This window comes from Bradyrhizobium sp. USDA 4454, assembly GCF_054822705.1.
Genome location: NZ_JBTRCN010000001.1, coordinates 24,678 through 39,523, shown reverse-complemented (window position 1 = coordinate 39,523; position 14,846 = coordinate 24,678). Strand labels below are relative to the sequence as shown.

Here is a 14,846-nt window from a genome sequence, read left to right as displayed (position 1 = left end):
ATAAATCATTGTTTTTTGGCGTTTTCTGACTATATTGCGCCGCAACGCGCAAGGTGCCCGGTCCTTAAGACCGGGCTTCCTTTTTGGGGTGATGCGTCCCCGTCAAATTTCTTGGGTATGAGCGTGATCCGGGCCCCGATTGGGCCACGCGAGCGAGCGGCCGGCCGAATCGGTCCGGCGAGATCGCGCATCTGACCATTGCACGACCAGAAGAAGAGCCATGAACCTTCGCAACGTCGCCATCATCGCCCACGTCGACCACGGCAAGACCACCCTCGTCGACCGCCTGCTGCAGCAATCCGGCACCTTCCGTGAGAACCAGAAGGTCACCGAACGCGCCATGGACTCCAACGACCTGGAGCGCGAGCGCGGCATCACCATCCTGGCGAAGGCGGCCTCGGTGCAGTGGAAGGACATCCGCATCAACATCGTCGACACCCCCGGCCACGCCGATTTCGGCGGCGAGGTCGAGCGCATCCTCAACATGGTGGATGGCGCGCTGGTGCTGGTCGACGCCGCCGAAGGTCCGCTGCCGCAGACCAAGTTCGTGGTGTCGAAGGCGCTCAAGATCGGCCTGAAGCCGATCGTCGTGATCAACAAGGTCGACCGTCCCGACGCGCGCCCGACCGAAGTCATCAACGAGGTGTTCGACCTGTTCGCGGCGCTCGACGCCTCTGAGGAGCAGCTCGACTTCCCGATCCTGTATGGGTCGGCCAAGCAGGGCTGGACGGCGGAGAGCCCGGAGGGTCCGAAGGACCTCGGCATGCAGCCGCTGTTCGACCTGATCGTGCGCCATGTCGAGCCGCCGAAGGTCGAGCAGGGTCCGTTCCGCATGATCGGCACCATCCTCGAGGCCAATCCCTATCTCGGCCGCATCATCACCGGCCGCATCTCCTCCGGCTCGATCAAGCCGAACCAGCAGGTCAAGGTGCTGGGCGCCGACGGCAAGCTGATCGAGAGCGGCCGCCTCACCAAGATCCTCGCCTTCCGCGGCCTCGAGCGCACGCCGCTCGAAGAGGCCGAAGCCGGCGACATCGTCGCGATCGCGGGCCTGACCAAGGGCACCGTCGCCGACACCTTCTGCGATCCCAGCGTCGAGACGCCGCTGCCGGCGCAGCCGATCGATCCGCCGACCGTGTCGATGTCGTTCATCGTCAACAACTCGCCGCTCGCCGGCACCGAAGGCGACAAGGTGACCTCGCGCATGATCCGCGACCGCCTGCTGCGCGAGGCCGAGGGCAATGTCGCGCTGCGCGTGGTCGAGGCCGCCGACAAGGATTCGATGGAAGTCTCCGGCCGCGGCGAATTGCAGCTCGCGATCCTGATCGAGACCATGCGCCGCGAGGGCTTTGAGCTCTCGGTGTCGCGCCCGCGCGTCGTGCTGCAGAAGGACGAGGCGACCGGCGGCTGGCAGGAGCCGATCGAGGAGGTCGTGATCGACGTCGACGAGGAGCATTCCGGCGTCGTCGTGCAGAAGATGAGCGAGCGCAAGGCCGAGATGATCGAGATGCGCCCGTCCGGCGGCAACCGCCTGCGGCTGGTGTTCTACGCGCCGACCCGCGGCCTGATCGGCTACCAGGGCGAACTGCTCACCGACACCCGCGGCACCGCGATCATGAACCGCATCTTCCACGGCTATGCCGCCTACAAGGGCGAGATCCAGGGCCGCCGCAACGGCGTACTGATCTCCAACGACCAGGGCGAAGCGGTGGCCTATGCGATGTTCAAGCTGGAAGACCGCGGCCCGATGATGATCGAGCCCGGCTGGAAGGTCTACAAGGGCATGATCGTCGGCGAGCACACCCGCGACAATGATCTCGAGATCAACGTGCTGAAGGGCAAGCAGCTCACCAACATCCGCACCACCTCAAAGGACGAAGCGGTGCGCCTGACCCCGCCGATCCGCATGACCCTGGAAAAGGCGCTGGCCTATATCGAGGACGACGAGCTCGTCGAGGTGACGCCGAAGTCGATCCGGCTGCGCAAGAAGCACCTCGATCCGAACGACCGCAAGCGCGCGGAAAAGGCCAAGGAAGCGGTGGCCTAAGCTATCGCCCAGAACAATCTGTCATGCCCGGGCTCGACCGGGCATCCAGTACGCCGCGGCTCATCCGTAAATCACAGCTGTCTCTGGAATACTGGATCACCCGCTTTCGCGGGTGATGACAGTCATGCGCGTGGCCGCTTCAGGCCCGGCGGCGAACGTGCTAGAGCCGGGACATGAGTTCTCTTCCCTCCACGGTCGATGTCGCCATCATCGGCGCCGGCGCCGCAGGCCTCGGCGCCGCGCATGCGCTGAAGGGCACCGGCCTGTCCAGCATCGTGCTGGAAGCCCGCGACCGCCTCGGCGGCCGCGCGCATACGATCCAGGCCGCGCCTGACGTGGTGTTCGACGTCGGCTGCGGCTGGCTGCACTCGGCCAACCAGAACAGCTTTGTCGGCATCGCCGAGCAACTCGGCTTCGAGCTCAACAAGGACCTGCCGCCGTGGCGCGAGCGCGCCTATGGCAAGGCATTCCCGCAGGCCGACCGCGATGCGTTCACGCTCGCGCTCGACGAGTTCTACGATCGCCTCCACGAAGCCGCGCGGGGCGGCAAGGACGGTACAGCCGATCGCCATCTCGAGCCCGGCAATCGCTGGAACCCGATGATCGATGCGATCTCGACCTATGTGAACGGCTGCGAGCTCGACCAGCTCTCGATCCTAGACTTCGACGCCTATGAGGACAGCAACGTCAATTGGCGGGTGCGGCGGGGCTATGGCGCGCTGGTCGCGGCCTATGGCAAGCAGGTGCCGGTCGCGCTGAATTGCGAGGTCCGGCTGATCGATCACACAGGCCTGCGCGTTCGCATCGAGACGTCGCGCGGCACGCTTGAGGCGGACAGAGTGATCGTCACCGTGCCGACCAATTTGATCGCCGACGAGGCGATCCGCTTCTCGCCGGCGCTTCCGGACAAGCTCGATGCCGCGCGCGGCCTGCCGCTCGGCCTCGCCGACAAGGTGACCTTGGCGCTCGCCGAGCCCGAGGCGCTACCCAAGGAAGGCAATCTGCGCGGCGCCACCATGCGCACCGAGATGGGCACCTATCACATCCGCCCGTTCGGCCAGCCCTGCATCGAAGGCTTCTTCGGCGGCCGCTTTGCGCAAGCGCTCGAAGATGCCGGCGACGGCGCGATCGCCGCGCACAGCATCGATGAGATCGTCTCCTTCCTCGGCAACGACTTCCGCCGCAAGCTGAAGCCGCTCAGCGAATCCCGCTGGGCCCACGACCGGTTCGCCCGCGGCTCCTATTCGCACGCGCTGCCCGGCCACGCCGACAAGCGCGCCGTGCTCGCCGCCCCAATCGACGGCCGGCTGTTCTTCGCCGGCGAGGCGACGTCACCGCATTTCTTCTCGACCGCCCATGGCGCGCGGGACAGTGGCGAGAGAGCAGCGAAGGAAGTGCTGGCGGCATCGTCGCGCAAATAACCGCATCGTCATTGCGAGCGGAGCGAAGCAATCCATCAGGCGGCATAACGTAAGCATGGATTGCTTCGTCGCTTCGCTCCTCGCAATGACGGCGGATATTACTCCAGCACCCTCGCCCGCATGTCCGCATCGGGCACGAAGCACGTCTCATACTTCCCGAAAATCTTGTACCGATTGCGTGCGATAAGACTGTAGACCGCGTCGCGGAGTGGCTTCGGCACCGCGAACAGCGCGCGCGTCCAGCCCCAGCCGGGGAGATGGCTCAGCACCGTCAGCGCGGCATCCGATTTCATCCGGGCGACGCCGCCGTGGACCACGGCGTTGGTGTCGGGATCGTCGGGGTCGATGCCGAAGGTTTTGGCGAGCCGCGTGCCGTAGGCGGACTGGATCGGGGTGAAGCGGAAGCGCCTCTCGGTATCGCGCGCGACGACGAAGCGGACCCAGCGCGAGCAGAAGATGCAGACACCGTCGTAGAGGATCACGTCGTCGTCGGGCCAGGCGCTCATCTTGATTCCTTTTGACGCGTTTTCGTCGCGCGAACCGGTTCCAACTTCGCTTGAAAACGCTATCGGCTATCCAGCATCAACAGCGCGACCAGCATCAGCACGATCGCCGGACCCGTCTTCACCAACGCGCCGAGCGGCTCGATCCAGAGATCGGGCGTCAGGATCGCCGATCCCGCCATGTAGCCGAGCGAGGCGACGATGCCGGCAACAAGGCCGAACGCCGCGGTGCGGCGGATCGCGATCAGCACGCCGATGCTCATGTCCATCAGGCTGGTCAGTACCGTCACCGGCCCGACCAAAGCGGGTGGGAAATGATGCGCGCTCAAAATGCCGGTGGCGGCGTCATAGGAGATGACCAGCGCGATGAAGCCGGAGGCGACCCAGAACAGCACGAGGCTCGCGAAGATCAGCGCCTTGATCAGGAACAGCCGCGCAAACCATTTGTCCTGGATGGTCGCGGGACGCCCGCCGACCGCTTGCGCGATCGTCTTCGGCACGATGCCGGTCGCTGCCATCCAAGCCGATGGATCGCCGGTGACGCCGCGGCGCAGCTCGGCGATCGCCGTGGTCCGCAACGTCGGCATCCAGCCGAGACGGCTGACGAGATCGCCGAGGCGGGCGCCGCAATCGATCAGGAACGATGGCGAGGCGATGCGGACATGTTTCGCCGTGCCGAACGCCCGGCGGAATTGGGCGATGACGCGGCCGAGCGAGATCGGCTGTGGCTGCATCAGGTCCCAGGTCACCGATCGCACAGTTTCATCGCCGACATCGCGCGCCGCGAGCCAGGCTATGGTGGCCGCGATATCCTCGACCGCGACCGGCTGGAACGGCGTCGCCGCCTCGTCGGCTGGTAACTCGACCGGCAGCGCCGCCAGCGCGCGCAGCATGGCGCTGCCGCCATAGGCCGATGGCGAGATCACAAAGCCCGGGCGCAGGATCGCATGCGCGATCCCTGACGCTGCAATCAGCCGTTCGGCCTCGCGCTTGGTGGTGCTGAAGGCGGTGCGGTCCTGATTGGCGGTGCCGGGAATCGAGATGTGGACGAGACGGATCGCGCGATGACTCTCGCGGATTGCCTCGAGCAGCCGGGCGACGAAATCGCGATGCACCGCGCGCGTGTCGCTGCCCGGACCGTCCTGCAGCACGCCGAGGCAATTCACAACGACGTCCACCTCGTGCGTGCGAAGTAGCTGCGCCAGCGCCGCTACATCCAGCGACATTACGGGAAGCTCGAGGTCTGCCGCGCTCATCTTTTGTGCCGGCGTGAAGTACCGTGCGATTCCGACCACGTGAAAGCCGCGCTCCCTCAGGCCGTCCGTGACATAGCGTCCGATCAGGCCCGACGCGCCGAGCACGAGGATATTGCGTGATGCATCGTCACTCATGAGGGCTGGATCATGCTCTAGAATGGCTTTGCGATCATCAGCCACAGGATGATCATGACCGAGCCGAAGCCGGGAATCCCGAACAGGAACCAGCGGCGAAACAACGCATGGTAGCGCGGCGGCAGCGGCAGACCTTTTTCGGCGGCGGCCTGCGCGAGGTCGCGCATCTGCATCTGCATGAAGATGACGGGAATCCAGAACGCGCCGGCCAACGCATAGAACGCAAGCGACACCAACAGCCAGCGCTCGGTGATCCCTGTTGCCGACAGCAGCATCAGCAGTCCGCCGCTGACCGGCTGCAGCAGCACGGCGCTCAGCGTGAAGATCATGTCCGCGATCACGACGGTCGCCGCCGTGCGCGCGATGAACGCCGCATCATGGGTGCGATGCGCCGCCAGCATGAAGAAGGCGATGCCGGTCCCGGTGCCGAGGATCACGATGGCGCCGAGCACATGCAGATATTTGATCAGGAAGTAGAGCGTCATCGCAGTCCGCTCGCGATTGGAGCCGGTTTCGGCGTGCACAAATGGCGCTGCTGCCTTAGGCCGGGCGCGCGCGAAAATCCACTGCGGCGGCTCAGCCGCTGCGCACCCGGAGTACCCACATCGCGCCTGGACCGGGCGCCAAATCCTGCCGGCGAATCAGCCCCGAAAGAGCATTTTCCAAAGCGACGGCAGTGTCATATTGCGCGCCCGACTCACACTTTGCACAGGGCCGGGCCAGCGGCCGGCCGCTTGAGCCCGGCAAGTGTCCTCTTTCGGAACAAGTTTTCATCACACTGATGCAAAAAATCCACAGCTTAACCGATAATTAACGATGGACCTTGAAGGCGGCCCGCTGACTTGCTTTGATCGGATGCATGAGCACAACGCTGATCGAGGTCCGGCCGGCCAAAGCTGCAGACGCGGCTGCGGTGGCGTCTACCCATGACGAAGCCTGGCGCTCGGCGTATCAGGGAATCATCCCCGGCGCCGAACTCGAAAAGCTGATCAATCGCCGCGGCCCGCAATGGTGGGACAGCGCCATCCGCAAGGGCAGCCGCGTCAGCGTGCTGGTGTTCGGCGACCGGATCGCGGGCTACGCCAATTACGGCCGCAACCGCGCCCGCAGCCTCCACTTCGAAGGCGAGATCTACGAGCTCTATCTACGGCCGGAATTCCAGGGCCTCGGCTTCGGCCGCCGCCTGTTTGCCTCCGCCCGCCGCGACCTCCTGCAGAGCGGCCTGAAGAGCATGGTGATCTGGGCGCTCTCGGACAACGAGCCGGCGACCGAGTTCTACCGTGCGCTGGGCGGCCGGATGGTGGCGCGCTCCTCGGAGCGGTTCGGGCCCAAGTCGCTCGACAAGGTCGCTTTCGCCTGGGCGAACTGAAAATCCTGCTTCTCTCGCAGCTGCAGCAAGGCTAAACAGCCTCAGCGTTTGCGCGCGACGGCCAGTCCGGCTCCCAAGGTCGGGCCTGCTCTTGTTCGCGGCCCGGCGGCGCCAACAAAAATCACATTGTTTCTCAACTTCCAAAGGCCACGCGGAGCAATCCATGCGTATCGACGCCATATCGATCGGAAAAAATCCGCCCCACGACGTCAACGTCATCATCGAGGTTGCCGTCGGCGGCGAGCCCATCAAGTACGAGATGGACAAGGAGGCCGGCACGCTCGTGGTGGACCGCTTCCTGTACACGCCGATGCGCTATCCCGGCAATTACGGCTTCATCCCGCACACCCTGTCGGGCGATGGCGATCCCTGCGACGTGCTGATCGTCAACACCCGCGCCATCGTGCCGGGCGCCGTGATGAGCGTCCGCGTGGTCGGCGTGCTCTTGATGGAAGACGAGGCCGGCGGCGACGAGAAGATCATCGCGGTGCCGTCGGCGAAGCTGACCCAACGCTACGACAAGGTGCATAACTACAGCGACCTGCCCGACATCACGCTGCAGCAAATCCAGCACTTCTTCGAGCACTACAAGGATCTCGAGAAGGGCAAGTGGGTGAAGGTGCTGCGCTGGGGCGACGCCGAGGAAGCCCGCAAGCTGATCATGGAAGGCATCGAGCGCGCGAAGAAGAAGTGACGGCATAAGTTGTCATTCCGGGCGCGTCGAAGACGCGAACCCGGAATCTCGAGATTCCGGGTTCGATGCTGACGCATCGCCCCGGAATGACGGCGTCGAGTTACACCGCCGGCGCCGGCAGGCCGGCAATCGCGCAGGCGGCGCGCAGCGTGTTGACCAAAAGGCACGCCACCGTCATCTGCCCGACCCCGCCGGGCACCGGCGTGATCGCGCCGGCGACATCGAGCGCTTCCTGGAATGCGACGTCGCCGACCAGCTTCGGCTTGCCGCCGGGCACCGGAATCCGGTTGATGCCGACATCGATCACGGTCGCGCCCGGCTTCAGCCAGTCGCCCCGCACCATCTCGGGGCGGCCGACCGCGGCATAGACCAGATCGGCCTTTGCGCAGAGTTTCGGCAGATCGCGCGAGCGCGAATGAGCGATCGTCACGGTCGCGTTCTCGTTCAGCAGCAACTGCACCAGTGGACGGCCGACCAGGTTGGAGCGGCCGATCACGATCGCATTCATGCCCTCGAGCGAGGCGTGCACGCTCCTGGTCAGGATGATGCAGCCGAGCGGCGTGCACGGCGACAGTGCCGCGAGGCCGCCGGCGAGCCGGCCGGCATTGTTCGGATGCAGGCCGTCGACATCCTTGGCCGGGTCGATCGCATTGATGATGGTCTCGGTGTGCAGCGATTTCGGCAACGGCAGCTGCACCAGGATGCCATGCACCAAGGGATCGCGATTGAGCCGGGCGATCAGCGCCAGCAGATCGGCCTGCGACACGTCCTCGGGCAGCTTGTGCTCGAACGAGGCCATGCCGGCGGCCTGGGTCTGGGTGTGCTTGCTGCGCACATAGACTTCGCTCGCGGGATCGTGACCGACCAGCACGACGGCGAGGCCCGGTGTGAGCGCATGGTCGCGCTTGACGCGACTGACCTCGTCGGCGACGCGGGCGCGAAGCTCGGCGGCGATGGCTTTTCCGTCGATGATGCGGGCAGTCATGTCAGTCCTTCGTGTCTCGGTCCGGCCCGGTCGCAGTCAATTTCCTCAAGGTGTCGCCGAGCTGCCGCGGATCGCCGTCGACCGCCACCTGCTTCAGCCGCGAGGTGGCGCCCGACAGCAGCTTCACCCTGGCCTTGGGCACGCCGAGCGCCTTGGCCAATAACTCGGTCACCGCCCGGTTGGCCTCGCCGCCCTCGGCGATGGCGCGGACCCGCACCTTCACCACCGAGCGGCCGTTGGCCAGCGTCTCGATCCCGTCGATGTCGTCCCGGCCGCCGCGCGGCGTCACCCGCAACGCGATGCTGATGCCCTCGGTGGAATAGCGCCAGGGATCCATCAGCAGCGGTCCATCAGCGTTGGATCAGATCACGTTGGGATAGATGTAGTAGGCGATCACCCGCTGGATGAACATGATGATCAGGATCACGATGATCGGCGAGATGTCGAGACCGCCCAGATTCGGCATCACGTTGCGAATCGGCCGCAGCACCGGTTCGGTGATCCGGTAGAGGAACTCGGCCACCGCTGAGACGAACTGGTTGCGCGTATTGACCACGTTGAAGGCGATCAGCCAGGACAGGATGGCGGAGGCGATCAGAAGCCAGACATAGAGGTCGAGGACGATGATGACGATGTCGAGAACAGCGCGCATATGATGGGGGCTCGCGGGTGGGACGACCAGGTAAAGCGCAACGAAACCGGACTTGAACCGCCCGCGCGCGCTTCTTGTTTGAGCAGGATCTTCTCGGAAAACCGCTACGTAGTTTTCGCTCGCGCGGCCGACCGGGTCCGGATCATGCTCTAAATATCGGTTCATCCCCCCGCAAACAAGGGAAGTTCCGGGCGGGAAAGGCCGAAAACCGCCGTTTCACCGTTCTTGACTTGGCCTTGGGCGGGACTGTAAATGGCGCCCGACTGACGGCCGGGATACTCAGCAACACCCGGTCGCGATGGGGCCATAGCTCAGCTGGGAGAGCGCGTCGTTCGCAATGACGAGGTCGGCGGTTCGATCCCGCCTGGCTCCACCACGCTTCGCCCTTCGGGCTACGCGTAGCGCAGCCACGAGTTGCCCGAAGGTTGAAGCGTGGTGTCCGGCGTAGCCCGCAGGGCGAAGACGGACCGGTTCGAAATCCACTTCTCCAACACCTCACCCCACGCGTGGCGCAGCCGCGCGGAGCCTGAAGGGTGAAGCGTGGTGTCCGGCGAAGCCCAACGGGCGAAGACGGACCAGATCAGCACCCTCACGTCCCCGTAAACCTTGGCGGCCGCTTCTCCACAAAACTCGCGACGCCTTCCCGGAAATCATTGCTCTTCAGCGCGATCTGCATCTCGCGGTTGGCGTCGATGGTGGCTTCGGCCAGGGTCTGGAACGGCACGTCGTAGACTTGGCGCTTGATGACAGCGATCGCGCTTGGCGAGACGAAATCGGCGAGGTCGCGGGCATAGGCATAGGTGTCCTCGCGCAGCTTGTCCGGCGCAGAGAGCCTGTTGACGAGGCCGATGCGCCGCGCCTCCGCGGCCGACACCCGACGCGCCGACATCAAGAGATCGAGCGCGTTGGCGTGGCCGACGATGCGCGGCAGCATCCAGCTGATGCCATGCTCGGCGATCAGGCCGCGGCGCGCGAAAGCGGTGGTGAACACGGCGCTGTCGGCCGCGAAGCGCAGATCGCAATAGAGCGCGTGGACCAGGCCGATGCCGGCAGTGGCGCCGTTGAGCATCGCGATCACCGGCTTCTTGATCGCGGGGTAATAGGCGTAGCGCGTCTGCCAGTCGGCGCGGCGGTTCATGTCGAACGGGATGTTGTCGCCGCGCCTGACCTCGTTGGGATCGATGCCCTGCAACGCCTCCATGTCGGCACCGGCGCAGAAGCCGCGGCCCGCACCGGTCAGCACGATGACGCGAATATCGTCGTCGTTCGCCGCGGCCTCCATCGCGTGGCGCACATCGCGCTCCATGATCGCCGTCCACGCATTCATGCGGTCGGGACGATTGAGCGTGATGGTCGCGATCCGGTCGCTGACCTCATAGAGGATGTGCTGGTAGCTCACGGCGATCTCCCTGTGCCTTGTTGTTATTGATACGCGTGGCGCTACGGCCTGCGCGCGGCGGCCGAGCGTAGCACATCCATCGGAATGAAAAGGTGGCGCGAAATTCCGCGCGGCGGCTATTCCGCTGCCTGCAGCATCACCGGCTGCGGCACGCGCGCGATCCAGCCGTCGATGAAATGCTTCAGCCAGGCGCGCTCGGCGGCGTCGTGTACGGCGCGCTCGGCGAAGTGCTGATGACGCGGCTGCGCGCCCGGCGAATCCATCCACACACACCCGCGCGCGGTCCAGCGATGCATCATCGCGTAGGTCACGTCGGGATGGAACTGCAGGCCGAAGGCGTTGCCGAACTGGAACGCCTGCACCGGGAAATCATCGCCCGAAGCGAGCAGGTCCGCGCCGGCCGGCAATTGAAATCCCTCGCCATGCCAGTGGTAGACGCGCGCCGGCCAGTCGGGGCAGAGCGCGCGCCCCGCTGCCGTCGGCCTGACCGGGTAATAGCCGACCTCGACACGGCCGTGCGGATGCGGCGCGACCTTGGCGCCGAGTTGCCGCGCCAGCATCTGCGCGCCGAGGCAGATGCCGAGGAACGGGCGCTGCTCACGCAGCGGGACCGCGATCCAGTCGATCTCGCGCCGGACATAGTCGTCGGGATCGTTGGCGCTCATCGGGCCGCCGAAGATCACGGCGCCGGCATGCGCCTCGAGCGTCCCGGGCAGCGCGTCGCCGAAGCGCGGACGGCGGATGTCGAGGGGATAGCCCAGCGCACGCAGCACGTTGCCGATCCGGCCGGGGGTCGACGTCTCCCGATGCAGCACCATCAGCACCGGCCGCAGCGAGGTCTGACCTGCCGGCGTGACCGCGGCCGGCCTTCGGCTTGCGAAGGGCACCACGACACGGCTTTGGTCAGACCGGAACGACATTACCTCGAACTTGAAGGTTTGGCCTCTGCTTAAAGTTTCGGCACCTAAGGCACGATCATAGCTAAGTCGTCGTTAACATCGTGTGAGTTTGCGCACACCCGGGCGAAGCAAATCGCGGGCCAGAACCGGCGTTAACGGCGATGGAATGGGGTGAAGCTAGCGCTTGCGGAGCTGGAAACCGCCGACCGCGGTCAGGATGAAGGAGCGCGGGAATAGCCGGAGCAGGAACGGCACCATCTTGATGAAGGCGCCGGGCAGCACCGCGCGCTTGTTGGCCATCAGGCCGCGATAGGCCTGACGGGCGACCTCATCAGGCGCGACGTTGAGAATGGCCGAATCGAAGCCGGGGGCAAAGCCGGCGCGATCCTGGAACTCGGAGGGCACCGGACCCGGGCAAACCACGGTGACGCGCACGCCCTTCGGTGCCAGCTCACAGCGCAGCGCCTCGGAGAACGAAAGCACATAGGCCTTGCTGGCGTAGTACACGGCCATGCCAGGCCCCGGCAGGAATCCGGCGATCGAGCCGAGATTGAGGATGCCGCCGCGGTTGCGGATCAATTGATCGGCAAAGCGCAGCGTCAGGTCGGTCAGCGCGCGGATATTGACGTTGACGATGTTGAGCTGTTCGGCGCGATCGCGCTCGATCGCGAGGCCGAACAGGCCGAAACCGGCATTGTTGACGAGATATTCGACCTCGACCCCGGCCTCGGCCAGGGCCGCGGCGATCTTGTCGCCTGCATCGGTCTGTTGGAGGTCGCAGGGAATCACGAGCGGCGCCGCGCCGCCCGCCGCACCTGCCTTGGCTCCAAGCTCATCTGCGAGCGCCTGCAGGCGATCGGCGCGCCGTGCCACCAGCGCCACGCGGTGACCATTCGATGCAAACACGCGCGCCAGTTCGGTGCCTATGCCCGCCGATGCCCCGGTTATCAGCGTCACACGCTCAGCCACGTTCAAACTCTTACTGCAAATTCTAGTGAGGTCCCCAACAGGGGCGACGAGAGCATAGGCATGCCGTGTGACGCAAGACGCGTATGGGCTTGTGGATAGTCGCGGACCGCCGATTTGGCGATGAAACGCCAGATTTTCAGTCGGATCGGCCCAAATCGCTGCGGAAATTAAAGTTTCTTAAAGTTTCGTCATCCGCGAGGCCGGCGATGGTGCTTCCGCTTGCGCCTGCGACCGTGTCAGATCGCCGCGTCCGCGGTGCCCCAGGGGCCCTTCGGCAGCGCCGCCTGCTTCTCGGCGACCCGGTGCTTGAGATCGATGCGGTCGCGCGAGGAGATGCCGAGCAGATCGGCGGCGCGCCAGACCACATTGTCCTCGAACTCGCTGACCTCGCCGTCGGCATAGACCAACTCCCACATCATCTCGACGATGCGCAGCCGTCCCTCCTCGTTCACCGAGCGCATGATCACACTGGTAAAGTGATAGAGATCGACGGCCTCGCCCTCTACGCGCATGGCGGAGGCGATGAGCTTGTCGGCGGTGCCGGGATCGAGCTGGAAACGGCTCTCGATCAGGCTGTGCAGCTTGAGCTTTTCGGCAGGCGTCGGCTCGCCGTCAAGCGAGACGACGTGCACCAGCAGCGCCGTCGCCGCCAGGCGAAAGCCGCCATCGTCCAGGGTGCGATCGGCCGGGGCATCGGGGGAGACGATATCGGCAATGAATTGGCGGAGTCCGTCGAGCATCGTTCTCTCTGTGCAATGAAGAAGTCTCTGATCGGAGCGTGATCTGTCCGGAAAAACCGCTACGCACTTTTCCGGATCATGCTCCAAATCTATATGGCGTGGAAACAGAACCGGTGCAATCCGCGCAGGTTCCGCCGCGGCATTACGTTTCGGCAAGCATGACATGTCGGCAATCTGGGGAATGTCATTCCGGGGCTCGCGAAGCGAGAACCCGGAATCTCGAGATTTTCGGGCTCGATGCTCTCACATCGCCCCGGAATGACGAAGTGCTGGATCAGGGTATCTCGTACACCACCAGCTTGTCGGCAATGCCGCGCAGCGCGGCTTCCTTCTGGATCGGCCTGATCGCGGCGCGATCGAGGATCCCGGCGACTTCAGCCGATTCCATCACCGGCTGGGTCAAATGGATTTCCTGCGACGTCGACAGGCTCTGCACCCGTGCGGCGATATTGACGGTCTGGCCGAAATAATCCTGCCGCTCGTTCAGCGTCACCGCGAGGCACGGCCCCTCATGGATGCCGATCTTGACGATCAGGTCTTCCTTGCCGCGCTCGGTGTTGAGCTGCTTCATCGCCGCCCGCATCCGCAGGCCCGCCGACAAGGCGTGCTCGGGCCGGATGAAGGTCGCCATCACGGCATCGCCGATCGTCTTCACCACAGCACCGCGCTCGGAGGCGATGATCTCGAGCAGCGCGTGGAAATGCGCGCGCACCAGATCGAACGCGGCGAGATCGCCGACCCGCTCGTAGAGCGCGGTCGAGCCCTTCAGATCGGTGAACAGGAAGGTCAGCGCGGTGATCTTCAGCCGCTGGTCGACGGTGAGGTTGTCGGCCTTGAACACGTCACGGAAGGTCTGGTTCGACAGCATCCGCTTCGCGGTGAGGATCGGCTTGCGCTTGCCGAGCAATTTGTGCAGCGGATCGCCGGCGATCCACACCGACGGCAACACGCGAACGTCGGCGTGATTCTCCAGCGAGAGCCGCAGCGGTCCCGGCCGCATCGCCGAGGTACCGGTCGGCGCGTGAGACTTGTTGAACGCGATCGAGAACTGCTGACGCTCGGCGGTCGGCTCGCCCTCGACGGCGAAGAAATGCGCCGAATGCGTCACCGGCTCGAACACGATGATGAACTGATTGGGCAGGTTGAGCGACAGGATCGCCTTTTCGCCGGGCGGCAGCTCGAGTCCCTCCAGCGTCACCTCGTTGATCAGGGTCGACACCGAGCTCTCGTCGAGCTCGATCCCCGAACTCCAGAATATCTGCCGGAAATATTCCCAGATCGGCAGCGTGTTCGGATCGTGCGCGGCGATATGGCGGACCCGCGGGCTGACGGTGAAGGCAACCTCGACCAGCTCGTCGACCGAGGCCTCGTAGCCGGCCGCGCACAGCGCGCAATTGTAGTCGTCATGGCGCAGCGACTTCAGCGTGGTGTGGGCATCGAGCACGCCGCCGCAGCCCGGACACAGCACGTTCCAGCTCATGTCGAACAGGCCGAGCCGAGAGGCATGCAGGAAGCCCGAGATCACCTTCTCCTCGTCGAGGCCGGTGCGCCGCGAAAAATCCAGAACGTTGATGCGATTGAGCTCGCGATCCTGGCCATCGGCGATCAGCTGCTGCATGGCATCGACGACGGCCGGATCGGTCGTCTGCCTGAGAACTGCGAAATGGGCCTGCGTATCGCTCATGGTGAGCCCCTAAAGCATGATCCGGAAAAGTGGAGACCGGTTTTCCGAAAAGATCATGCTGAATCAAGAGATGAGCACTGGGACACCGCCGCG

General features: G+C 64.9%; 15 protein-coding genes and 1 tRNA gene. 5 read left to right on the top strand and 11 right to left on the bottom strand.

Annotated elements, in window-relative coordinates; all coding sequences use genetic code 11:
* The first annotated feature begins 220 nt into the window (after positions 1-220).
* A complete protein-coding gene (gene typA, locus ACVIW0_RS00185) occupies positions 221-2,047 on the top strand; it encodes a translational GTPase TypA (protein ID WP_461350471.1) in 1,827 nt (608 codons plus the stop codon).
* Between the two features lie 173 nt (positions 2,048-2,220).
* Positions 2,221-3,468: a flavin monoamine oxidase family protein gene (locus tag ACVIW0_RS00180; RefSeq protein WP_461350470.1), complete on the top strand. Its 1,248-nt coding sequence runs from the start codon at positions 2,221-2,223 to the stop codon at positions 3,466-3,468.
* Positions 3,469-3,566: 98 nt separating this feature from the next.
* Here the strand turns inward: ACVIW0_RS00180 and ACVIW0_RS00175 are convergent, their stop codons facing one another.
* From ACVIW0_RS00175 to ACVIW0_RS00165, 3 genes are read right to left on the bottom strand one after another with little or no spacing between them, the layout of a single operon-like run.
* Positions 3,567-3,974 (bottom strand): thiol-disulfide oxidoreductase DCC family protein, encoded by a 408-nt coding sequence (locus ACVIW0_RS00175; protein WP_461350469.1) that lies wholly within the window; start codon positions 3,972-3,974, stop codon positions 3,567-3,569.
* 59 nt (positions 3,975-4,033) lie between these two features.
* Positions 4,034-5,362: an SDR family oxidoreductase gene (locus ACVIW0_RS00170; RefSeq protein ID WP_461350468.1), complete on the bottom strand. Its 1,329-nt coding sequence runs from the start codon at positions 5,360-5,362 to the stop codon at positions 4,034-4,036.
* A gap of 17 nt (positions 5,363-5,379) precedes the next feature.
* Entirely contained in the window at positions 5,380-5,847 is a 468-nt protein-coding gene (locus ACVIW0_RS00165; protein ID WP_461357204.1) for a DUF2269 family protein, read from the bottom strand.
* A gap of 374 nt (positions 5,848-6,221) precedes the next feature.
* Between ACVIW0_RS00165 and ACVIW0_RS00160 the strand changes: the two genes are divergently transcribed.
* Together ACVIW0_RS00160 and ppa are read left to right on the top strand one after the other, a co-directional pair.
* Entirely contained in the window at positions 6,222-6,731 is a 510-nt protein-coding gene (locus ACVIW0_RS00160; protein WP_106326641.1) for a GNAT family N-acetyltransferase, read from the top strand.
* A 163-nt stretch (positions 6,732-6,894) separates the two neighbouring features.
* Entirely contained in the window at positions 6,895-7,425 is a 531-nt protein-coding gene (ppa, locus tag ACVIW0_RS00155; RefSeq protein WP_461350467.1) for an inorganic diphosphatase, read from the top strand.
* Positions 7,426-7,525: 100 nt separating this feature from the next.
* Here the strand turns inward: ppa and folD are convergent, their stop codons facing one another.
* From folD to ACVIW0_RS00140, 3 genes are read right to left on the bottom strand one after another with little or no spacing between them, the layout of a single operon-like run.
* Positions 7,526-8,410: a bifunctional methylenetetrahydrofolate dehydrogenase/methenyltetrahydrofolate cyclohydrolase FolD gene (gene folD / locus ACVIW0_RS00150; protein WP_461350466.1), complete on the bottom strand. Its 885-nt coding sequence runs from the start codon at positions 8,408-8,410 to the stop codon at positions 7,526-7,528.
* 1 nt (position 8,411) lies between these two features.
* Positions 8,412-8,747, bottom strand: coding sequence for a DUF167 domain-containing protein (locus ACVIW0_RS00145; RefSeq protein ID WP_461350465.1), 336 nt, complete (start codon positions 8,745-8,747; stop codon positions 8,412-8,414).
* Positions 8,748-8,771: 24 nt separating this feature from the next.
* The gene (locus ACVIW0_RS00140; RefSeq protein ID WP_212320146.1) at positions 8,772-9,062 is read right to left on the bottom strand and encodes a YggT family protein; all 291 of its coding nucleotides are present in this window, start codon (positions 9,060-9,062) and stop codon (positions 8,772-8,774) included.
* Positions 9,063-9,362: 300 nt separating this feature from the next.
* On the opposite strand from ACVIW0_RS00140, the gene ACVIW0_RS00135 reads away from it, so the two are divergent.
* Positions 9,363-9,438, top strand: a tRNA-Ala gene (locus tag ACVIW0_RS00135).
* Positions 9,439-9,651: 213 nt separating this feature from the next.
* Here the strand turns inward: ACVIW0_RS00135 and ACVIW0_RS00130 are convergent.
* The 5 genes from ACVIW0_RS00130 to ACVIW0_RS00110 form a co-directional block, all read right to left on the bottom strand.
* Positions 9,652-10,461: an enoyl-CoA hydratase gene (locus ACVIW0_RS00130; protein WP_461350464.1), complete on the bottom strand. Its 810-nt coding sequence runs from the start codon at positions 10,459-10,461 to the stop codon at positions 9,652-9,654.
* A gap of 116 nt (positions 10,462-10,577) precedes the next feature.
* Positions 10,578-11,381 (bottom strand): glutamine amidotransferase, encoded by an 804-nt coding sequence (locus ACVIW0_RS00125; RefSeq protein WP_461350463.1) that lies wholly within the window; start codon positions 11,379-11,381, stop codon positions 10,578-10,580.
* A 156-nt stretch (positions 11,382-11,537) separates the two neighbouring features.
* Positions 11,538-12,329 carry an SDR family NAD(P)-dependent oxidoreductase gene (locus ACVIW0_RS00120; RefSeq protein WP_461350462.1) on the bottom strand — a complete coding sequence of 264 codons (792 nt, stop codon included), beginning with the start codon at positions 12,327-12,329 and terminating at the stop codon, positions 11,538-11,540.
* A 236-nt stretch (positions 12,330-12,565) separates the two neighbouring features.
* Positions 12,566-13,069, bottom strand: coding sequence for a tellurite resistance TerB family protein (locus tag ACVIW0_RS00115; protein ID WP_461350461.1), 504 nt, complete (start codon positions 13,067-13,069; stop codon positions 12,566-12,568).
* 274 nt (positions 13,070-13,343) lie between these two features.
* Positions 13,344-14,753, bottom strand: a complete 1,410-nt coding sequence (locus tag ACVIW0_RS00110; protein WP_461350460.1) for a DUF5939 domain-containing protein — start codon at positions 14,751-14,753, stop codon at positions 13,344-13,346.
* Positions 14,754-14,846 lie beyond the last annotated feature (93 nt).